We start from the raw sequence: 19,954 nt of genomic DNA on the forward strand, positions 1-19,954 counted from the left end.
TTTTGTCATGCCGCTTCTGCTCAAGGGGTCCTGCCGCTGCAATGCCGTTCGTTTCGAGGTGGAGAGCCACACGCCGGCGCCGTTCATGCTGTGCTACTGCTCGATATGCCGCAAGCAGCAAGGCGGCGGCGGCTTCGCCATCAATCTCGGGGCCGACAACGAGACCCTGAATATCAAAGGTAAACGAAACCTCGGCGTCTACCGGGCCGAGATCGAAGACGACGAGCGTCCGCGGTGCGAGATATCGACCGGCGAGCGCAATTTCTGTCGCAAATGCGGGTCGGCACTGTGGCTCTACGACCCCACTTGGCCGGAGTTGGTGCATCCCTTTGCCTCGGCGATCGACACCGACCTGCCGGAGCCGCCGACCCGGGTGCATCTGATGCTGAAATACAAGGCCAACTGGGTCGAACCCGTGATCGGCAAGGGCGACAAGACGTTCGACGTCTATCCGGAGGAATCCATCGCCGACTGGCACAAGCGAACGGGCATGTGGGTGGAGTGAGGCTCTTCGCCCGCGTACGGGGAGGTGAGGAAATCTCAGGCCGAGGCGCGTGCTTCCGCGAGAGCCTTCAGATCAGCCGGCTTCAGCTCGACGGATTCGCCGCAGCCGCAGGCCGAACTCTGGTTCGGGTTGTGGAAGGTGAAACCGGTACGAAGCGTCGTCTGCTCGAAATCCATCTCGGTGCCGAACAGGAAAAGGGCAGCCTCGGGCGCCACATAGACATGGGCGCCATCACGCTCGATATGGTCGTCCTTGGTGTTGGGTTCGGTCACCAGATCGACCGTGTACTCCATGCCGGCGCAGCCGCCCTTCTTGATGCCGAGGCGAATGCCATGCGCATTGTCGCGGGTGGCGACGATCTCGCGCACCCGGTCAGCGGCCTTTTCGGTCATCGTGATGACGGCAAAGCGTCCCATACTTTTCTTTCTCCATTCCGTGCAGGTTCAAGGCCTGCCGAACGATTCCTCACCTAAAATGGTGAAGTTTTACCATTGGCGCAAGGGCGCCAACCTTGTGAGGCTCGACGCTAGTACCAGCCCACCGCGACCTGCGCCTCTTCCGACATGCGGTCGGGCGACCAGGGCGGGTCGAAGGTCATGTTGACCTCGACGCCGGACACGCCTTCGACGGCGCCGACTGCATTTTCCACCCAGCCGGGCATTTCGCCGGCGACCGGGCAACCCGGCGCAGTCAGCGTCATGTCGATCTTGACGGAGCGGTCGTCCTCGATGTCGATCTTGTAGACGAGGCCAAGCTCGTAGATGTCGGCCGGGATTTCCGGGTCGTAGACCGTCTTCAGCGCCGAGACGATGTCGTCGGTCAGCCGCGCCAATTCGTCGGCGGGAATGGTCGAAGCAGACACCACGCTGTTGGCGGCGGCTTCCGGCGTGGTTTCGGCAGCGATGCTCACATCATCCATGGTCGTCACCCAAAAAACTTGCGCGCTTTTTCAAGCGCCTCGGCCAAAGCGTCGACTTCGGCCCTGGTATTATACATGCCGAACGATGCCCTGCATGTGGAGGTTACGCCAAAGCGTTTCAACAGCGGCTGGGCGCAATGCGTGCCGGCGCGCACGGCAACGCCTTGCCTGTCTATCACCATCGACACGTCATGGGCGTGAATGCCCTGCAGTTCGAAGGAGATGATGGCGCCCTTGCCGGGCGCGTCGCCGAAGATGCGCAGCGAGTTGATGGCGCGCAGGCGCTCATGCGCATAGGCCTTGAGGTCTTCCTCGTGCGCTGCGATGCGCTCGCGGCCGATTTTTTCCATATAGTCGAGTGCCGCGCCCAGCCCGATCGCCTGCACGATCGGTGGCGTGCCAGCCTCGAAGCGGTGCGGCGGCTCGTTGTAGGTGACGATGTCCTCCGTCACCTCCTCGATCATCTCGCCGCCGCCCATGAACGGCCGCATGCCAGAGAGAATGTCCTTCTTGCCGTAGAGCACGCCGATACCCGACGGACCGTAGACCTTGTGGCCAGTGAAGACGAAGAAATCGCAGTCGAGATCCTGCACGTCTACGGCCATGTGCACGGCGCTCTGGCTGCCGTCGACGAGGACGGGAATTCCACGCGCATGCGCAATGCGCACGATCTCCTTGATCGGCGTCACCGTGCCCAGCGCATTCGACATCTGGGTGATGGCGACCAGCTTGGTGCGATCTGTCAGCCGCTTCTCGAACTCCTCGATGTGGAAGACGCCGACATCGTCGACCGGCACCCAGACCAGTTTGGCGCCCTGCCGCTCGCGGATGAAATGCCAAGGCACGATGTTGGAGTGATGCTCCATGATCGACAGCACGATCTCGTCGCCCTCGCCGATGTTGGGCATGCCATAGCCATAGGCGACGGTGTTGATGGCCGAGGTCGTGTTCGAGGTGAAGACGATGTTGTCGGTGCTTGGTGCATTGAGGAAACGGCGCACCGTCTCGCGCGCCTTTTCATAGGCGTCGGTCGCGGCATTGGATAGGAAATGCAGGCCGCGATGGACGTTGGCGTATTCCTGGGAATAGGCATGCTGGATGGTGTCGAGCACCACCTGCGGCTTCTGCGCCGAGGCACCATTGTCGAGGTAGACCAGCGGTTTGCCGTAGACCTCGCGCGACAGGATCGGGAAGTCGCGGCGGATCGCCTCGACGTCGTAGGGGATGTTTTCGACTTTCTGGTCCATTTCGAAGTCCTTGCCGCTCTAGGCCGCGTTCCTTCCAGCACCCCTGATCCGTCTTGGCGCTTCGCGCCAATCCACCTTCTCCCACAAGGGGAGAAGGGAGGGAGCTTACCCGTGTGTCACAAACCAGTCGTCGAGCTTCGCTTCGAGCGCGTCGACGATCGTCTCGTCGTCCAGTTCCTCGATCACCTCGGCGACGAAGGCTTTGACCAGAAGGCCGCGAGCGGTCTTCTCGTCGACGCCGCGCGCCATCAGGTAGAACAGGTGATCGTGGTCGATTTCGGTGACCGTCGCGCCATGACCGCAGACGACGTCGTCGGCGAAGATTTCAAGCTCCGGCTTGGTCGAGAACTCGCCATCGTCCGACAGCAGCAGCGTGTTGCAGGCCATCTTGGCGTTGGTCTTCTGCGCATATTGGTGGACGTTGATACGGCCCTGGAAAACGCCGCGCGCCTTGCCCGTCACCACGTTGCGGATCACTTCCGTCGAGGCCGTGTGCGGCACGGTGTGGTCGAGCACCATGGTCACGTCGGTGTGGGTGTCGCCGGCCAGAAGGTTGATGCCGCGCAGGGTGAAGTCGCCGCCTTCGCCGGTCGTCCTGACCATGATCTCCTGGCGCACAAGCTTGCCGCCGGCATTCATGACGAACAGCGTCAGTTTCGCGTTCTTGCCGATATGGGCCTTGAACTGCGCCAGATGCGTTGCCGTCTCCGGCTGCTCCTGGACGATCAGCCACGTCACCTCGGCGCCTTCGCCGAGCACGAGCTGGCTGACCGAGCTCGTCAGTGCCGCGCCCTCGCCGGCCTGACGCTCGACGATAACGGCCTTGGCGCCAGCGCCGACGCGCGCCATGAGGCGCACATGGGTCTGGCCGCCGGCCTGCAGGTTCTGCAGTTCGATCGGCTTTTCCAGTTCGGCGCCGTCGGCGATGTCGACAAAGTAACCGTCGGCGACGAAGGCGGTGTTCAGCGCGCCGATGGCGTCATCGCTGCCATAGGGATCGAGCCCGGGCGCGATACTGCCGTCGGTCAGTTTTTCCGACAGGCGCTGCACGGTGACGCCTTCGACGGCCGGCGTCTTCGCGTCGGACTTGCCGTTCAGGATCGCCAGCACGGCGGAGCCTTCCACGATCGGTGCAACAGCCTTGGCCATGGCGGCCGGATCGAAGTCCGGCACCGCGTTCAACAGGCGGCGCAGATCGGTGTAGTGCCAGGATTCGATACGCCGTGTCGGCAGGCCGTGCTTGATCGCTTCGATGGCGTCGTCGCGCTTGAGCATCACCGCGCCGTCGCCCGGCAGCAGCGACAGCCGGTCGCCGAACGCGTCGATCAACGCTGTTTCGGCCGGTGTCCGCTGGGGCTGAGTGTGCATATTCATCAGTTTGACCTTGCCTTCTGGCATCTCACGCGGCTTCGCCGATCACACCGGCATAGCCATTGGCTTCCAGATCGAGCGCCAGCGACTTGTCGCCGGACTTGATAACCTGGCCCCTGTAGAGCACGTGCACCGAGTCAGGCACGATGTGTTCGAGCAGGCGCTGGTAGTGGGTGATGACCAGGAACGCACGGTCGGGCGCGCGCAACGCGTTGACGCCGTCGGAAACGATCTTCAGCGCATCGATATCGAGGCCGGAATCGGTCTCGTCGAGCACGCAGAGTTTCGGCTCCAGCAGCTTCATCTGCAGGATCTCGGCGCGCTTCTTCTCGCCGCCGGAGAAGCCGACATTGAGCGGCCGCTTCAGCATCGCCATGTCCATGCTGAGCGAGGCGGCGGCTTCCTTCACGCGCTTCAGGAATTCCGGGATCTTCAGCGGCTCTTCGCCACGCGCCTTGCGCTGCTCGTTCATCGCAACCTTCAGGAATTCCATGGTCGCGACCCCCGGTATCTCCATCGGATACTGGAAGGCAAGGAAGATGCCTGACGTGGCGCGCTCGGCCGGATCCATTTCGAGGATCGACTGGCCATTGTAGAGGATGTCGCCCTCGGTCACCTCATAGTCCTCGCGGCCGGCGAGGATATAGGACAGCGTCGACTTGCCCGAGCCATTCGGCCCCATGATCGCGGCGACCTCGCCGGCTTTCACCGTCAGGTTCAGGCCACGGATGATTTCGGTGCCGTCATCGACGATGCGGGCGTGCAGATTTCTGATTTCAAGCATTCTTTGTTTCCTGAATATTTGTCCGGTCAGCCGACCGAGCCTTCAAGCGAGATCCCGATCAGCTTCTGCGCCTCGACAGCGAATTCCATCGGCAGTTGCTGGATGACGTCCTTGACGAAGCCGTTGACGATCAGCGCGATTGCTTCCTCTTCGGGAATGCCGCGCTGCATGACGTAGAATTTCTGGTCCTCGGAAATCTTCGAGGTCGTCGCTTCGTGCTCGAACTGCGCAGTCGAATTCTTGGCTTCCATGTAGGGCACGGTGTGCGCGCCGCACTGGTCGCCGATCAGCAGGGAATCACAGTTGGTGAAGTTGCGGGCATTGGTCGCCTTGCGGTGCGCCGAGACCTGGCCGCGATAGGTGTTCTGCGAGAAGCCGGCGGCGATGCCCTTGGAGATGATGCGGCTCGACGTGTTCTTGCCGAGATGGATCATCTTGGTGCCGCTATCGACCTGCTGGTAGCCGTTCGAGACGGCGATCGAATAGAACTCGCCGCTGGAATCGTCGCCGCGCAGGATGCAGCTCGGGTACTTCCAGGTGATGGCCGAGCCGGTCTCGACCTGCGTCCACGAAATCTTCGAGCGGTCACCACGGCAGTCGCCGCGCTTGGTGACGAAATTGTAGATGCCGCCCTTGCCTTCGGCGTCGCCGGGGTACCAGTTCTGCACCGTCGAATATTTGATCTCGGCATCGTCGAGCGCCACCAGTTCGACGACCGCGGCGTGAAGCTGGTTCTCGTCGCGCTGCGGCGCCGTGCAGCCTTCGAGATAGGAAACGTAAGCCCCCTCCTCGGCGATGATCAGCGTGCGCTCGAACTGGCCGGTGTTCTTCTCGTTCATGCGGAAATAGGTCGACAGCTCCATCGGGCAACGCACGCCCTTGGGCACGAAGACGAAGGAGCCGTCGGTGAACACCGCCGAATTCAGCGTGGCGTAGTAATTGTCGGAGGTCGGCACGACCGAGCCGAGATACTTCTTCACCAGTTCCGGATGCTCGCGGATAGCCTCCGAGATCGAGCAGAAGATGACGCCCGCCTGCGCAAGTTCCTTTTTGAAGGTGGTGACGACGGAGACGGAATCGAACACCGCATCGACAGCGACGCGGCCCGATTTGTAGACATTGTCGCTGACTTCCTCGAGCTCCGAGGCGTCGGTCTTCTGCACGCCGGCGAGGATTTCCTGTTCCCTCAGCGGGATACCCAGCTTCTCGTAAACCTTCAGCAGTTCTGGATCGACATCGCTGAGCGACGTCGGGCCGGGCGTGCTCTTGGGCGCCGCGTAGTAGTAGATGTCCTGGAAATCGATCTTCGGATAGTGAACGCGCGCCCAGGTCGGCTCGTCGAGCGTCAACCAGCGGCGATACGCTTCCAGACGCCATTCCAGCATCCAGGACGGTTCGTCCTTCTTGGCCGAAATGAAACGGATGATGTCTTCGCTGAGGCCCTTGGGGGCCTTGTCCATCGCGATTTCAGTCTGGAATCCGTATTTGTATTGGTCGACGTCGATCTTTCGGACCCGATCGATCGTGTCCTGCACAGCAGGCATATGCGTTCTCCATCCACGCCGGGGTCAAGGCCCGACAGTTTTCAAACTATGGCACCGCCAAATGAACGCCGAAGAGGCATTCGCGGCGGCGTAAGTTCCATATAGTGCGTTCCGACCGGAAATTCACCCGGCCAGCATAAAACGCACGGCTCTACCAGGCCGAAGGCCTGTCTATGTCCGGCCGCTGCTCATGCGGCCCTTTCCCTACTCGCCCGACGCGCGGCGATTGCCGCCAGTGCGGTGCGAAACAGTTCGATGTCCTCAGCGCCGGTTGCGGCACCGATCGACACGCGCAAGGCGCCAAGGCTGTCGCCGTATCCCATGGCTTTCAGCACATGGCTCGGTCCGACCTTGCCCGACGAACAGGCGGAGCCGGCCGACAGCGCCACGCCGGCCAGATCGAAAGCGATCTGCGCGGTTTCGGCTTTGATGCCCGCAATAGCGAAGAATGTCGTGTTGGCAAGCCTTGGTGCGCCGGTTCCAAAGATTTCCGCATCCGGCACCAGCATTTTCACGATGGCCTCGATCTCGTCGCGGCGCTGCCGCACCGTGTCCATCGCCCGCAGCCCCTCGAGCGCCCCGCGTGCCGCGGCGCCAAAGCCGGCGATGGCGGCAAGGTTTTCGGTGCCGGCGCGATGGCTTTTTTCCTGGCCACCGCCATTGATCAGCGGCTTCGGCATCATCAGATCGGAGGCGGCGACGATGGCGCCAACGCCCTTGGGGCCGCCGAGCTTGTGCGAAGACAGGATCAGATAATCGGCGTAACCACCTGATAGATCGATCGAAACGCGCCCCGCCGCCTGGACGGCGTCGACGACGAGGACGCCGCCCGCGGCCTTGACGATCCCGGCGATGCGGTCGATCGGCTGGATGACGCCGGTCTCGTTGTTGGCGGCATGGATGGCGACCAGCGGCAGGCCCTCGGCCTTGTCATGACGGGCGAGTGCGGCCGCCAACGGGTCGAGATCGGCGATGCCGTTGGCATCGACGCCGATCCGCGTCACCTGCGCTGCCGGGAAGCGCCCGCCATTCAACAGGCAGGGATGATCGGCCTCGGACACATAGAGACGGCTCATGCGCACACTGCCGCGCCCCATCTGCCAGTCTGATGTCAGCAGCGTCGAGGCCGCTTCCGTCGCGCCGGAGGTGAACACGACATGCTCTGCCTTGGCGTTGACCAGTGCCGCTACATCTCGCCTTGCGGTCTCGATCAGGCGCCGTGCGGCGCGCCCTTCGGTGTGGACCGATGAGGGGTTGGCGGCGACATCAAGTGCGGCGACCATAGCTTCGCGCGCCGCGGCAAGCAGCGGAGCACTGGCATTGTAGTCGAGATAGGCGCGCATTCCGGCCATTTTCGTCCGTTTGGTTCCCGTCAGAAGCCATTCCGCTGTCGTATCGCGTTATTTCCTTGAAATTCCAAGGCGAGCCGTCCTATTTACGCGGCTTGCGGCGCGGGTGGCCCGGCTCGACGTCTGGCCACTCAGTTTTGAACAATTCTAAACTAGCTTCTAAGAAGACGCTCGCCCTGCGTCAAGGCCAGAGGAAGACACGTTCCGGGCGCCGCGCATTCGTATTACCCAAGTGGAGTATTTCATGCCTGAGGTCATTTTTACCGGTCCTGCCGGCCGCCTGGAGGGACGCTACCAGCCTTCCAAGGAAAAGAGCGCGCCGATTGCCATCGTCCTGCACCCGCACCCGCAATTCGGCGGCACGATGAACAACAAGATCGTCTACGACCTCTTCTACATGTTCCAGAAGCGGGATTTCACCACGCTTCGCTTCAATTTCCGCGGCATCGGCCGCAGCCAGGGCGAGTTCGACCACGGCACCGGCGAGTTGTCGGATGCGGCGGCGGCACTCGACTGGGTGCAGTCGCTGCATCCGGATTCCAAGAGCTGCTGGGTCGCCGGTTACTCCTTCGGCTCCTGGATCGGCATGCAGCTCTTGATGCGCCGGCCGGAGATCGAAGGCTTCATCTCGATCGCTCCGCAGCCCAACACCTATGATTTCTCGTTCCTGGCGCCCTGCCCGTCATCGGGCCTGATCATCCATGGCGATGCCGACAAGGTGGCACCGCCGAAGGATGTGCAAGGCCTGGTCGACAAGCTGCACACGCAGAAGGGCATCACCATCACGCAGAAGACCTTGCCCGGCGCCAACCATTTCTTCTCCAACGATGCCGACCTGCTGCTCGAGGAATGTGCCGACTATCTCGATCGCCGGCTGGCCGGCGAGCTGTCGGATCCGCGGCCGAAGCGGCTGAGATAGGCAGGGAAGCGGGCAGCGATGTACGAGCCTCCTCATTTCAGGGAAACACGGCCGGAAATCCTGCACGGGCTGATCCGGGCGCATCCGCTCGGCCTGTTGATTTGCAACGGAGCCGAGGGGCCGGTCGCCAACGCCATCCCGTTCCTGCTCGACGCAGACGTGCCGCCGAACGGCAGGCTGCGCGCCCATCTGGCGAAGGCCAATCCGCAATGGCAGCTGTTGGCCGACAATCCGGCGTCGCCGGTGCTGATCGTCTTCCAGGGCACCGATGCCTATGTGACGCCGTCCTGGTACGAGACCAAGCGCGAGACCGGCAAGGTGGTGCCGACCTGGAACTATGCCATCGTGCAGGTGCGCGGCACCGTCAAGGTGATGGATGACCAGGCCTGGCTGGCGCGGCAGATCGCCGACCTGACCGCGTCCCAGGAAGGCACCCGCGCCGCACCCTGGGCGGTGACCGACGCGCCAGCGCCCTTCATCCAGTCGCAGATCAAGGGCATCATCGGCCTGGAAATCGAGATCAGCGAAATCCACGGCAAGTGGAAGGTCAGCCAGAACCGGCCGGTCGCCGATCGTGTCGGCGTTGCGCAAGGGCTCGAAAGCGAAGGGCACCAGTCACCCGACATGGCCCGCCTGGTCAGGTCCTATGGCGGGCTGGACAGCAACTAGGCCTCAGCAAACCCGAGCTTCAGCCGGCCTTCGCTGCAACCAGCCGGAACGTGTTCTTGCGGACAGGCAACCCCGACGGCATCTGGCGAAAGATGAAGCCGAGCCGGGCAAAGACAAGCCCGCACGCCAGCGCGAAGGCGCAGCCGAGGCCGAAGCCGGCGACAGTGTCGCTGGGATAGTGCGCGCCGACGAAGACGCGCGTCGAGGCAATGCAGGCGGTGATCGCCAAGGCGATGTACCAGCGCCGGGGAAACAACAGCAGAGCGACCCCGAACACAGCGCCCATCGTCGTGGCATGGCCGGACGGGAAACCGGCGAAGCGCGCATCGAAGGCAAAGGGATGAAAGGCCAGCACGCCAAAATCGTCGAAATAGAGCGGGCGAGCCCGACCGATTGCATATTTCAGCACATTGACGGCCAGGCCGGACAGGCCGGCGGCGCTCAGCACCAGAAAAGCCAGGCAGGTCCAGTTGTAGACCAGCATCAGCGAGCGCCTTGAAAGGCTTCGCCAGTCCGTCAGGTTCGCGGCGACCAGCAAAAGCGCCGATGGAATGAGATACCAGCCTCCCAGGCCGAACTGCGTGAAAAAATCGGCCAGGTGGACGAACCCTGGCGACCACTGGCCATGAAGCATCCCTGCCGGGGTGTCGAGACGAACAAACGCCGCCGCCGTCAGCAAGACCCAGACCAGGCCCCAGACCGGCCACACTATGTTCGGGTATCTGGCGGGACGAGCGGCAAAGCGCTTTCTTGCGATCTGCACCGTATCGCGAAAATTGTCGAGGGATCGGCGCCCCACCCCAAGGAGCATACCGGAAACGGAAGGGCGCGATTTCACCAGCATAGGAAATTCGAGCCTGTCATCGACGAGCCGTCATGGCGCCACACGATAGAGACCGAGCGACAGTTTGTCTCCCGACGAATAGTTGAGGCCGTCGATCAGGGCAACGCGGTTCACCGATTTGCCTTGTGCCGCCAGCAGGCCAGTCAGTTTCTGCTCGTCCTCGACCGATGCCAGCGCCAGCGCGCAGGCCGGATCGGCAGATAGATGCCTGGCGACGCCTTCGACATCGGTCAGCACCGTTTTCGTGCCGACCAGGAACACCAGGCTCGGTTCCTGAAACCGCGACGAGGCCAGCACGGTGGTGTCGCAGGGCTTGTTGGCGCGCACCGCCGCCTCGATGGCCGGGCTCAGCCAGATCGGCTTCAGCGATGGCGCTATGACGCCGAACAGCAGCGCATAGGTGATGCCCGCGCAAACGGCGATGGCGCCGATGCGGCCGAGCGGCACTTGCAACTGCCGCGAAAAGGCCAGGTAGCCGGCGCCGAGCGCGGCCGCGGCAGCCGGAATGCTCCACCATGAAAACGTGCCTGTGAGGTAAAGCGGCGCGCCGACGCACACCGCCGCCAGGCCGAGGCTGACCACGGCAAGACCAAACGCGGTCGACCACCACAACCAGTCCTGCCAGCGCCGGAGCGGCGCGTTCGCATCCTGCGGCGACAATGTCAGCAGCCAGCCGATCAGCAATGCCATCCCAGGATACGCCGGCAGGACATAATGCGGCAGCTTGGTCGGGATCAGTTCGAACACCAGCCAGAACGGAATGTACCAGGCGAGGCAGAAGCGCAGCCGGGGGTCATCGCGCAGGCGATTGAGTGCCTGGAGCCCGGCGCCGACCGCGATCAGGCCGAAAGGCCACATGAACAGCGAATAGGTCAGCATGTAGAAGCCGGGTGGCAGGCCATGCGATTCCTCGCCCGACGCGACCTTGCCGATCATGTCCTTGCCGACGGCCTGCTGCAGGAAGGCGCCGCCGCTCTTCCAGGTGATGAGCGCAAGCCAGGGCAGCACGATCAGCACGACGAGCGCCAGGCCGCGCCCCACCTTGAGCTTCGACAGCCAGCGCCCGTCACGCTCGAAGGCGAACAGCACGGCGATGGTGAGTGCCGACAGCAGCGGCGCAATCGGGCCCTTGATGAGGATCGCCGCGCCCTGCGCGACCCAGAAGATCCACCAGAGATGGCCGCCGACAGGTTGGTTCCGGCGCGACGCCAGATAGATCTGCGCCAGCGCGCCTTGCGCCGCCACGCAACAGGCCAGCAGCATTGCGTCGGTCTTGGCGTCGCGGCCTTCGAAAGCGGTGGCGAAGATCGCCGCCATGACCAGGCCCGCGGCGATGCCGGCATTGGCCCCGAACAGATTGGTGCCGGTCCAGGTGATCGCCAGGACAGCAATGGCAATGCCAAGCGCCGAAACCGTGCGATAAACCCAGATCGGAGCGGCAGCGCCCTCGCCGCTCAGCGCGACGGCCGCCGATTGCAGCCAGTAGATGCCGATCGGCTTCTGGTAGCGCGAGGCGTCCTGAAAGCGGATGTCGACATAGTCGCCGCTCTCGGCCATCTGCTTGGTGGCCTGGACGAAGCGTGACTCGTCGCGGTCGATCGGCGGCAGCGACGCCAGCCCCGAAACCGTCATCACCAGGCTGAACAGGAAGAGAAGGATGTAATTCCTGTTCACCGCCATGTCCCGGCCTCTGTGACGAATTTTGATTGATATGCCACGCTGCTCAATCGATCGCTGTTCAATCGACCTTGCTCATCGCGGTCTTGCGCTCGTTGGCGATCAGCCAGAGATTGCGGATGTAGATGAACAGGCCCATGGACTGGCCGGCGATGAACACCGGATCCTGACGCTGGATGGCATAGATCAGAAGCAGGCCGCCGCCGAACAGGGAAAAGAACCAGAAGGCGACCGGCACCACGCTGCGCTTGGCTTTTTCCGATGCCAGCCACTGCACGACGAAGCGCATGGTGAAGAAGAACTGCGCAACGAAGCCGAGCAGGATCCACGCATCGAACTGCTTGATGAAAACCTGGTGAAGCCAGGTCACCAATTCCTGAAGCACGTTAACCACGGCTGATTTCCTCTACTTTAGGCATTCTGCGGCGCCGGCGGCGCAGCCACCAGACACCGGCGAGATCGAGAACCCCCTGCAGGCCGCGATCGAAAATGCCGTAATTCGACTTGCCGTGCCGGCGCGAGCGATCGATGACATCGCAGTGCACGACGCGATAGCCCTCCTGGATGACCAGGGCCGGAACGAAGCGATGGGTGCCGTCGAAGAACGGCAATTTGCGCAGGATATCGGTATGGACCGCCTTGAGGCCGCAGCCGGTGTCGCGCGTCTCGTCATGCAGGATGGCATTTCTCAGCCAGTTGGCGAAACGTGACGCCAGTTGCTTGACCTTGCTGTCACGGCGCTTGAGACGCTGCCCCTGTGCGGCGCCGAAATCGGGCCCGGCCTCTACAAGCGCATCGATCAGCACCGGAATGTATTGAGGATCGTTCTGGCCGTCGCCGTCGATCGTGGCGACGATGCTGCCACGCGCCGCCCAGGCGCCTGAGCGCACCGAAAGGCTCTGGCCAGCGGATTTCCGGTGGCGCAATTCCCGAACCGGAAACGGGCGAAGTGCAGCCTGCGCTGCGAGCACCGAAGCGGTGTCGTCGGTGGAGCCGTCGTTGACGATGATCAGCTCGAAGTCGCGCCCGGCCATGGTGGACTCGATCTCGTCGATCAACAGCGGCAGATTTGCCGCCTCGTTCCTGCAAGGAATGACGATGGATATCAATGCGTCCGGCATGTCGCGTCGGGGCTCTGTCGTCGGATATGGCATTTTGTGGATGCCGTGCGGTGCCGCTCGAGGTCGTGGACTGCTAGAACCTTTGGCGCGGCGCCTCATTACGCCAGCCGAAACGATGAAGCAAGCATTGGGCCGATGGTCTCAGACTTCATCCGCGCGGACCGCAAAACCGGATTTGACTTTTGCTGATCGCGGATCTCTGCCTGACGCGCGATCGAACGCAAAACCGGATTCCACTTTTGCTGATCGCGCTTGGGTGCTAAACGCGCCCGTTCATGCACGCCACGCCCGGGTCAGATTGGCCGGACGCTTTCGGGAAACACAAAATGCCTGCCTTCAAATCCGATTTCCTGCGCACGATGAGCGAGCGCGGTTTCATCCACCAGACTTCGGATGATGCCGGCCTCGACAATCTCTTCGCCACGGAGACGGTGACGGCCTATATCGGCTTCGACGCGACCGCCAAAAGCCTGCATGCCGGTTCGCTGATCCAGATCATGATGCTGCACTGGCTGCAGCAGACCGGTCACCGGCCGATCGCCCTGATGGGTGGCGGCACCTCGATGATCGGCGACCCGTCCTTCAAGGACGAGGCACGCAAGCTGCTGACCCCGCAGGACATCGACGACAACCTCGCCGGCATCCGCCGCAACTTCATGCCGTACCTCAAATTCGGCAGCGGGCCGAACGACGCGGTCATGATCAACAACGCCGACTGGCTGATGGAGATCAACTACGTCAATTTCCTGCGCGACGTCGGCCGTCACTTTTCGGTCAACCGCATGCTCGCCTTCGATTCCGTCAAGCTGCGGCTCGATCGCGAGCAGTCGCTGTCGTTCCTCGAATTCAACTACATGATCCTGCAGGCCTATGATTTCGTCGAGCTCTACAAGCGCCTCGGCTGCCGCCTGCAGATGGGCGGCTCCGACCAGTGGGGCAACATCATCAACGGTATCGATCTCGGCCGCCGCATGGAGGACGCGCAGCTCTATGCGCTGACCACGCCGCTGCTCACCACCTCATCGGGCGCCAAGATGGGCAAGTCGGCATCGGGCGCGGTCTGGCTCGATGCGGAGATGCTGAGCCCCTACGAGTTCTGGCAGTACTGGCGCAACACCGAGGATGCCGATGTCGGCCGCTTCCTGAAACTCTACACGACGTTGCCGCTGGACGAGGTCGCGCGGCTCGAGCAGCTCGGCGGATCCGAGATCAATGAGGCCAAGAAGGTCCTCGCCACCGAGATCACGGCCTTGCTGCATGGTCGTGCGGTCGCGGAACAAGCCAGCGAGACGGCGCGCAAGACGTTCGAGGAAGGCGCGCTCGCCGAATCGCTGCCGAGCGTCGAGGTGGACAAGGCAGCGCTTGGAGCCGGCGTCGGCGTCCTGTCGCTGCTGGTGACAGCCGGACTGGCGGCATCGAACGGCGAGGCGCGGCGGCATGTGCAGGGCGGTGCGGTACGGTTGAACGACCAGCCAGTCAGCGACGAGCGCCGGCTGGTGACGCTTCAGGATTTGAGTCCGGAAAACATCGTAAAGCTTTCACTCGGCAGGAAAAAACACATTCTGGTGCGGCCGGTCTAGGATCGGTCACCGGTATTCGAAGATCGACCTGAAGATACCGGGTGCGATCACCGACAGCGGGTTGATGTCCAGCACCGGCTTGTTGGCATTGCCCTTGAGCCGATAGGTGACGCCAATCAGGCCGCGGTCGCGGCCGTTGCCGAGAAGCGCGCCAACGATGGGCAATTCGCCGAAGATGCGATTGAGGCCATAGACCGGCATGAACGTGCCGGTCATGTCCATGTTGTTGTCCTGGTCGTAGAGGGTGCCCTGGAACGTGGTGCCGATGCGGGGGCCGCGCAGCACGCCATTGGCCAGTTTCACATAGCCGCTGCCCTTGTCGATCTCGGCGTAGCCGCGTTCGAACTTGACCCGCGAGGTGTCCAGGTTGCCCTTGACCGCCTGGTTGAGGCTGCGGCTATCGCCGGCCGGCGTGGTCGAGACGATGGAAGCCAGTTTCGGCTCATTGACCACGAAGAAGTTGCTGGTATCGACCTTGCCCCTCAGCGATCCGTCGCTCGGCCCCGCCAGCGCCAGCGTGATCGCTCCGCCTTCCATATGCTCATAGATGTTGAGGAACCGAAGGATGGCGCCAGCGTCCGCGGACTGCATGTTGAGTGTGCGCTGGCCGGCGCCTGTGGTGTTGCTGATGGTTATCGCGGCGCCCGAACTTGCCGTGGCGCTGACCTTCAGGCCGTTCACCCGCGAGCCGGCGGCGCTGTAGTCGAGCTTCAGGTTGGACAATTGCTCGTCGTGGAACCCGGTCAGCTGATCGACGTCGGCGCTGACGGAAATGGCATCGGAGCCGGTGGTCTTGGTTGCCGTGTCGACGTCCGAGGTGAACTGCTTGATCAGCGAGCGGGCATCCAGCGCGTTGCCTGATATGTCGACCGCATAGCCCTTGCCGGACCGCTTCACCGACACCGCGACATCGTCGCCCCTGTTCAAGGTCACCTTGCTGAACTTCGCGGACGACAGGGCGCCATTGACCAGCACGATGTCGCCTTCGATGGAGAAGGTTTTCCCGTCGAGATCGAAGTCGGACAGCGTCGTGGTGTCGCCGGACTTGGTCATGACGAATGTGGCTTTGGCGGGAACCCCCGCCCCCTTGCTCCAGCCGGCCCAGGGAATGTCCAGCCTGGCGTTGGTCAGGTCGGCCGAGACGTTCTGGTCGCCGCTGCCGCTCTTGTCGATCGCCACCTTCACCGTGCCGCCAAGCAGCGGCGTCAAGCCGGGCATTGCGGCGGCACGGATCTTGTCGTCGAGCACCAGGGCCACCTTGCGGCTGGGCGGCGGCCCGTCATCCCGGAGTGGCTCGATCAGGTCGAGTTCGGCCGGAATGCCGTTCAGCGATGCCTTGGCCGAGATCACCGCCTTTTCAGGGTCGACGGTGATCGAACCGTCGGCATCCGTCACGGTCTGCCCCTCGAACGGCTTGGCCAATGACATGCCGCTGTAGTCGAGCGACACCAGCCAATCGAGCTTCGAGGAGTCGACGCCGGACTGCAAAGGAATGTCCGCCCTGACATGGCCGGTGACGCTGCCCGACAGATCTTCCGGCAAAAGGCCGACATGGCGCATGGCGTTGATCGGCTCGTAGGAGGCGAGTTCGGCAACGGCGGAGGCGTCACCCTCGACATCGATGTCGAGCGCGCCGATGACTGGCGGGTGGTTGGCGGCCTTGACCGTCAGCGTGCCATTGCTGGCCGCGACGGTGCGGCCGCTCGGCATGTAGACGGTGCCCGAAGACAGGGAGACGTCGACATCATTGCCATGGAAACCAACAACGCCGACAGCGTCGCGTATCGGCGGAATGCGGCCGGCCGTGTCAAAACGCGATCCCTCGATCTGGAAGCGGCCGAACACCTCGTCGGCGGACAGCGGCACGCCATTGCCGAGACGGTTCGGAACAACGTGGAACTGGAGGTTGGCGTCGACGACGCGGCCGCCAAACAGATTGGCCAGCACCCACAGCCGGGCGTTGCGTGCCGAAAACCATGGCCAAAGCTGCTTGACGTGAGAGACCTGCATGTTGTGGACGTTGAACGCCAGGTTGATCCCCGGCGCCTTGCCGTCGACGAACTCCACGGCGGCGGTGCCGAGCACCTCGCCGGAGGAGGCGGAGCGAAGCGCTATCTGCTCGGCGACCAGCCTGTGGCTCACCGTGTTGTAGACACCGGCAATACGGGCGAGGAAGGTGAGCGCTGGCTCGGGCGAGTCCGAAGGCGCCAGCGAGGAACCGTCGCTGGTCAGGTCATAGCGATAGGCCGGTTCCTCGCCGGCCGCTCCGGTTGCCGGCTTCGGCCCGATCGAACCGGCGAAATCGAATGTCGACCGGCCGGTCTTCAGCAGCAATCTGTCCACCTGGACCTTGTTGCTGCCCGCAACCAGCGTGGCGTTGACGTCGACGTCCGCCGGCAGCAGCCCGCGTGTGCCGAGATCGAGGATGGAACCCGTCGATGACAAAGCGGCCGTCAGCCGCGATGCATTCGTGCCGGACCCTTCCGATCCCGTCAGCTTCAGCGCCACCGCACCCAGCTTTCCGGTAGCGGCCGTGGTATCTGCAGCCCCCGTGACAACACTCGCGTCCGCCAGATTGATGCTCGCGTCCAGCGCCGTCACGCGGTGTGCGGCGATATCGCGGGTGGCGGAAGCGGCGATGGTAACCGCCCTGCCGTCGACATTGGCCTGCGACCAAAACTGCATGCCGCCCGGTCCCGACTGCACGACGGCGGCGTCGGTGACTTTGACCCGTTTGATCGTTGCGGTTTCGGGCAGTACGAATTCGACGTTGCGAAGATCGATCTGGCGCATCGAATCTTCGCGCACGGCGTCGAGCGCGCTGTGCACGTTGGCGAACACCGCAGCCGTCAGTTTCTCCGGATCGACGAGGCCATCCTGATTGCGCAGGCTTGCTGCCCAGTCGCCGCCGGACGGCATCGCCGCCACGACGATGTGCGCATCGGATATCCTGGCGCTGGTCAGCCGCACTTCCCCGCGCAGCAGCGGTATCAGGCGCACGCCGAAGCGCACGCGGCCCGCATCGGCCATCGGCTTGCCGTCGGCGGTCTTCAGGCTGACGTCGCTGACCTGCAACGCAATGAAGCTCGATCCATCAAGGGTGATGCGCGCCGGCCCGACCGAAACATCGACATCGACGCCCGCCAGTTTCTCGATGGCGGTTTCCGCTTCTGCTCGAAGCCGCTCGGAGCCAACGCCGGACGCACCGACCAGATAGACAGCGACTGCCGCCAACAGGACAAGGCAGGCGAAACCGGCGAACACCCTTGCCAGGATGCGAAAGCCGCGTCCGATCCGCGCCTGACCCAGCGGCGGCACGCGGCACGCGGAGGGAAAGGCCCCCAGGTCGGTGATCTCATCCCGCCTGAACCGGATCTTCTCGTGCTGCGGTTGCTCCTGATCCACGCAATTTTCCGTTGTACGAACTCGATCGTGGACGAATCCCCGCTCGACACTATATGGCTGTGGCTTGGCGCGTAACCACAAACAAGGGCATCGGTATGGCTGACCTAGACGTAGGCGATATCGCGCCGCAATTCGACCTGCCGAGGGACGGCGGCGGATCGCTCAGCCTAGCCGCATCCTCCGGCAAGCCCATTGTGCTCTATTTCTATCCGCAGGACGACACAACAAGCTGCACGCAAGAGGCAATCAGCTTTTCGCAACTGAAGCCGGAATTCGAGAAGGCCGGCGCGGTGGTGATCGGCCTGTCGCCCGACAACGTCAAAAAGCACGACAAGTTCAAATCGAAATACAGCCTCACCATCGACCTCGCCGCCGACGAGGAGCGCAAGGTGATCGAGGCCTACCATCTGTGGGTCGAAAAATCGATGTATGGCCGCAAATACATGGGTGTCGAGCGGGCAACGTTCCTGATCGGCCGCGACGGGCGGATTGCCAGGATCTGGCGCAAGGTCCGGGTCAAGGGCCATGCCGAAGAGGTGCTCGCAGCTGTCCGCGCGCTTTGAGATCTTCGTCGGCACAGCCAACTGCCCGCAACCCCATGCCCGCCTGACGGGCAATCGTTACTGAAAAGTCCGCAGCGCAAAGCTTTGTTAACCTTAATAATGTGTAGTCAAGCTGTCGTGGTGTCGTAAACGAAAGCTTGGTCCCGTGAAGGCAACCGGTCAGTCAGCAGTCTTCGGCAGGCGCAAAGAGCCCCACACGATCATCATCGCCCGGGGCAATGAGATCAGGCACTTCACGATCCGCCCCTGGCTCGCGGCCTTTGTCGGCTCGGCGCTGGCGGCCATCGCCATTGGCTACCTGCTGGCAACCTCCTATCTTGTGCTGCGCGACGACCTGATCGGCGCCACCACGGCGCGGCAGGCACGCATGCAGCAGGCCTATGAAGATCGCATTTCGGCGCTTCGCGCCCAGGTCGACCGCATCACCAGCCGCCAACTGCTCGACCAGCAGCTGATGGAAACCAAGGTCAGCGAACTGCTTGAACGCCAGAGCCAGCTCAGCCAGCGTCATGGCCGCCTCGGCCCGCTGCTCGAACGCGCCGAGACCGAAGTCGGAGCGGCGCCTGCCGAGGATCCGGTGGCGGCCGGCAAGCCGGACAAACGCGCCGAGGTGACCGGCAGCATCGCCCCGCCGGCGCAGACCTACGCGGTCGCCAGCCTGGGCGCCGATCTCGGCGCCGGCGACACCCGGCCGTTCTCGTTGTGGTCGACCCGCTCCGATCCGCTGCCCAACGATTCAGCCGCCGATCGTGCCGACCGACTGTTCGTGTCGATCAACCAGTCGCTGAAATCCATCGAGAGCGATCAACTGACCCGCATCAGCACGCTCGCCGACAACGCCTACAAGAGCGCCGACGCGATCACGCAGGCACTTGAAGCGGCGGGCCTGCCGGTAGACAGCGATTTCGGCAAGAACGAGAGCGACGTCGGCGGACCACTGATCCCGCTCGACAGTTCGATGATGTTCGACAGCAAGGTCAAGGAACTGGACGAGGCGCTGGACACGCTCGACCATCTCAAGAAGGAAGCGCGCCAGCTGCCGCTGACCAACCCGGCTCCGGGCCATTCCGTCACTAGCCCGTTCGGCGTGCGCACCGACCCGATCCTCGGCACCGCGGCGCTGCATTCCGGAATGGATTTCAGGGCGCCGATCGGCATGGCCGCAAAGGTCACCGCGCCCGGCGTCGTCACCAAGGCAGGCTGGAACGGCGGCTATGGCCGCATGGTCGAGGTCGACCACGGCAATGGTTTTGCGACGCGCTATGGGCATCTCAGCGAAATCGACGTGACTGTGGGCGAGAAACTGGATGCCGGCGCCGTCATCGGCAAGACCGGCAGCAGCGGCCGCTCGACCGGCCCGCACCTGCACTACGAAGTCCGCCACAATGGCGAAGCCATCGATCCGCTGCGCTTCCTCACGATCGGCAAGAAGGTCGCCCAGTATCTTTGAGCCGCGC

General features: G+C 63.2%; 18 protein-coding genes. 6 read left to right on the forward strand and 12 right to left on the reverse strand.

From position 1 onward, the window contains the following. Positions 1-7: 7 nt before the first annotated feature. Positions 8-505 carry a GFA family protein gene (locus AC1D08_RS28005; RefSeq protein WP_457152952.1) on the forward strand — a complete coding sequence of 166 codons (498 nt, stop codon included), beginning with the start codon at positions 8-10 and terminating at the stop codon, positions 503-505. A 35-nt stretch (positions 506-540) separates the two neighbouring features. On the opposite strand, the gene sufA is transcribed toward AC1D08_RS28005, so the two are convergent. The 7 genes from sufA to AC1D08_RS28040 form a co-directional block, all read right to left on the reverse strand. Continuing rightward, entirely contained in the window at positions 541-921 is a 381-nt protein-coding gene (gene sufA, locus AC1D08_RS28010) for a Fe-S cluster assembly scaffold SufA (RefSeq protein WP_013532156.1), read from the reverse strand. 110 nt (positions 922-1,031) lie between these two features. Further along, positions 1,032-1,424, reverse strand: a complete 393-nt coding sequence (locus AC1D08_RS28015; protein ID WP_095085383.1) for an SUF system Fe-S cluster assembly protein — start codon at positions 1,422-1,424, stop codon at positions 1,032-1,034. Between the two features lie 5 nt (positions 1,425-1,429). Next, on the reverse strand, positions 1,430-2,671 hold the full coding sequence (locus AC1D08_RS28020; protein WP_457152951.1) for a cysteine desulfurase: 1,242 nt from the start codon (positions 2,669-2,671) through the stop codon (positions 1,430-1,432). Positions 2,672-2,776: 105 nt separating this feature from the next. Continuing rightward, a complete protein-coding gene (gene sufD / locus AC1D08_RS28025) occupies positions 2,777-4,045 on the reverse strand; it encodes a Fe-S cluster assembly protein SufD (RefSeq protein WP_457152950.1) in 1,269 nt (422 codons plus the stop codon). Between the two features lie 25 nt (positions 4,046-4,070). Beyond that, entirely contained in the window at positions 4,071-4,826 is a 756-nt protein-coding gene (gene sufC, locus AC1D08_RS28030) for a Fe-S cluster assembly ATPase SufC (protein WP_095085379.1), read from the reverse strand. A gap of 26 nt (positions 4,827-4,852) precedes the next feature. Beyond that, the gene (gene sufB, locus AC1D08_RS28035) at positions 4,853-6,370 is read right to left on the reverse strand and encodes a Fe-S cluster assembly protein SufB (RefSeq protein ID WP_379027226.1); all 1,518 of its coding nucleotides are present in this window, start codon (positions 6,368-6,370) and stop codon (positions 4,853-4,855) included. A 188-nt stretch (positions 6,371-6,558) separates the two neighbouring features. Further along, on the reverse strand, positions 6,559-7,722 hold the full coding sequence (locus AC1D08_RS28040; protein ID WP_457150906.1) for a cysteine desulfurase family protein: 1,164 nt from the start codon (positions 7,720-7,722) through the stop codon (positions 6,559-6,561). 241 nt (positions 7,723-7,963) lie between these two features. On the opposite strand from AC1D08_RS28040, the gene AC1D08_RS28045 reads away from it, so the two are divergent. Both AC1D08_RS28045 and AC1D08_RS28050 read left to right on the forward strand, forming a co-directional pair. Further along, positions 7,964-8,638, forward strand: a complete 675-nt coding sequence (locus AC1D08_RS28045; RefSeq protein ID WP_013532163.1) for an alpha/beta hydrolase — start codon at positions 7,964-7,966, stop codon at positions 8,636-8,638. Between the two features lie 18 nt (positions 8,639-8,656). Continuing rightward, a complete protein-coding gene (locus AC1D08_RS28050; protein WP_457150905.1) occupies positions 8,657-9,307 on the forward strand; it encodes an FMN-binding negative transcriptional regulator in 651 nt (216 codons plus the stop codon). Positions 9,308-9,326: 19 nt separating this feature from the next. Here AC1D08_RS28050 and AC1D08_RS28055 read toward each other — a convergent pair whose 3' ends face one another. The 4 genes from AC1D08_RS28055 to AC1D08_RS28070 all read right to left on the reverse strand — a co-directional run bounded on the left by AC1D08_RS28055 (position 9,327) and on the right by AC1D08_RS28070 (position 12,949). Next, on the reverse strand, positions 9,327-10,070 hold the full coding sequence (locus AC1D08_RS28055) for a phosphatase PAP2 family protein (protein WP_457150904.1): 744 nt from the start codon (positions 10,068-10,070) through the stop codon (positions 9,327-9,329). 111 nt (positions 10,071-10,181) lie between these two features. Continuing rightward, positions 10,182-11,831: an ArnT family glycosyltransferase gene (locus AC1D08_RS28060; RefSeq protein ID WP_457150903.1), complete on the reverse strand. Its 1,650-nt coding sequence runs from the start codon at positions 11,829-11,831 to the stop codon at positions 10,182-10,184. Positions 11,832-11,889: 58 nt separating this feature from the next. Further along, positions 11,890-12,222 carry a lipid-A-disaccharide synthase N-terminal domain-containing protein gene (locus AC1D08_RS28065; RefSeq protein WP_095085369.1) on the reverse strand — a complete coding sequence of 111 codons (333 nt, stop codon included), beginning with the start codon at positions 12,220-12,222 and terminating at the stop codon, positions 11,890-11,892. Further along, positions 12,215-12,949 carry a glycosyltransferase family 2 protein gene (locus AC1D08_RS28070; RefSeq protein ID WP_457150902.1) on the reverse strand — a complete coding sequence of 245 codons (735 nt, stop codon included), beginning with the start codon at positions 12,947-12,949 and terminating at the stop codon, positions 12,215-12,217. The genes AC1D08_RS28065 and AC1D08_RS28070 overlap by 8 nt, the downstream gene beginning before the upstream one ends. A 326-nt stretch (positions 12,950-13,275) precedes the next feature. Between AC1D08_RS28070 and tyrS the strand changes: the two genes are divergently transcribed. Further along, positions 13,276-14,529 carry a tyrosine--tRNA ligase gene (gene tyrS, locus AC1D08_RS28075; RefSeq protein WP_095085365.1) on the forward strand — a complete coding sequence of 418 codons (1,254 nt, stop codon included), beginning with the start codon at positions 13,276-13,278 and terminating at the stop codon, positions 14,527-14,529. Positions 14,530-14,535: 6 nt separating this feature from the next. On the opposite strand, the gene AC1D08_RS28080 is transcribed toward tyrS, so the two are convergent. Then, positions 14,536-17,934 (reverse strand): hypothetical protein, encoded by a 3,399-nt coding sequence (locus AC1D08_RS28080; RefSeq protein ID WP_477424537.1) that lies wholly within the window; start codon positions 17,932-17,934, stop codon positions 14,536-14,538. Between the two features lie 95 nt (positions 17,935-18,029). Between AC1D08_RS28080 and AC1D08_RS28085 the strand changes: the two genes are divergently transcribed. Both AC1D08_RS28085 and AC1D08_RS28090 read left to right on the forward strand, forming a co-directional pair. Continuing rightward, the gene (locus AC1D08_RS28085) at positions 18,030-18,497 is read left to right on the forward strand and encodes a peroxiredoxin (protein ID WP_095085361.1); all 468 of its coding nucleotides are present in this window, start codon (positions 18,030-18,032) and stop codon (positions 18,495-18,497) included. A 145-nt stretch (positions 18,498-18,642) separates the two neighbouring features. Then, on the forward strand, positions 18,643-19,947 hold the full coding sequence (locus tag AC1D08_RS28090; RefSeq protein WP_457150900.1) for a M23 family metallopeptidase: 1,305 nt from the start codon (positions 18,643-18,645) through the stop codon (positions 19,945-19,947). Positions 19,948-19,954 lie beyond the last annotated feature (7 nt).

The sequence above is a fragment of the Mesorhizobium sp. P2_E6 genome (genome assembly GCF_056403835.1).

Bases quoted from the DNA above. Each gene is read 5' to 3' on its own strand.
- AC1D08_RS28005 (WP_457152952.1), top strand. From the start codon at position 8: ATGCCGCTTCTGCTCAAGGGGTCCTGCCGCTGCAATGCCGTTCGTTTC.
- sufA (WP_013532156.1), bottom strand. From the start codon at position 921: ATGGGACGCTTTGCCGTCATCACGATGACCGAAAAGGCCGCTGACCGG.
- AC1D08_RS28015 (WP_095085383.1), bottom strand. From the start codon at position 1,424: ATGGATGATGTGAGCATCGCTGCCGAAACCACGCCGGAAGCCGCCGCC.
- AC1D08_RS28020 (WP_457152951.1), bottom strand. From the start codon at position 2,671: ATGGACCAGAAAGTCGAAAACATCCCCTACGACGTCGAGGCGATCCGC.
- sufD (WP_457152950.1), bottom strand. From the start codon at position 4,045: ATGAATATGCACACTCAGCCCCAGCGGACACCGGCCGAAACAGCGTTG.
- sufC (WP_095085379.1), bottom strand. From the start codon at position 4,826: ATGCTTGAAATCAGAAATCTGCACGCCCGCATCGTCGATGACGGCACC.
- sufB (WP_379027226.1), bottom strand. From the start codon at position 6,370: ATGCCTGCTGTGCAGGACACGATCGATCGGGTCCGAAAGATCGACGTC.
- AC1D08_RS28040 (WP_457150906.1), bottom strand. From the start codon at position 7,722: ATGGCCGGAATGCGCGCCTATCTCGACTACAATGCCAGTGCTCCGCTG.
- AC1D08_RS28045 (WP_013532163.1), top strand. From the start codon at position 7,964: ATGCCTGAGGTCATTTTTACCGGTCCTGCCGGCCGCCTGGAGGGACGC.
- AC1D08_RS28050 (WP_457150905.1), top strand. From the start codon at position 8,657: ATGTACGAGCCTCCTCATTTCAGGGAAACACGGCCGGAAATCCTGCAC.
- AC1D08_RS28060 (WP_457150903.1), bottom strand. From the start codon at position 11,831: ATGGCGGTGAACAGGAATTACATCCTTCTCTTCCTGTTCAGCCTGGTG.
- AC1D08_RS28070 (WP_457150902.1), bottom strand. From the start codon at position 12,949: ATGCCGGACGCATTGATATCCATCGTCATTCCTTGCAGGAACGAGGCG.
- tyrS (WP_095085365.1), top strand. From the start codon at position 13,276: ATGCCTGCCTTCAAATCCGATTTCCTGCGCACGATGAGCGAGCGCGGT.
- AC1D08_RS28085 (WP_095085361.1), top strand. From the start codon at position 18,030: ATGGCTGACCTAGACGTAGGCGATATCGCGCCGCAATTCGACCTGCCG.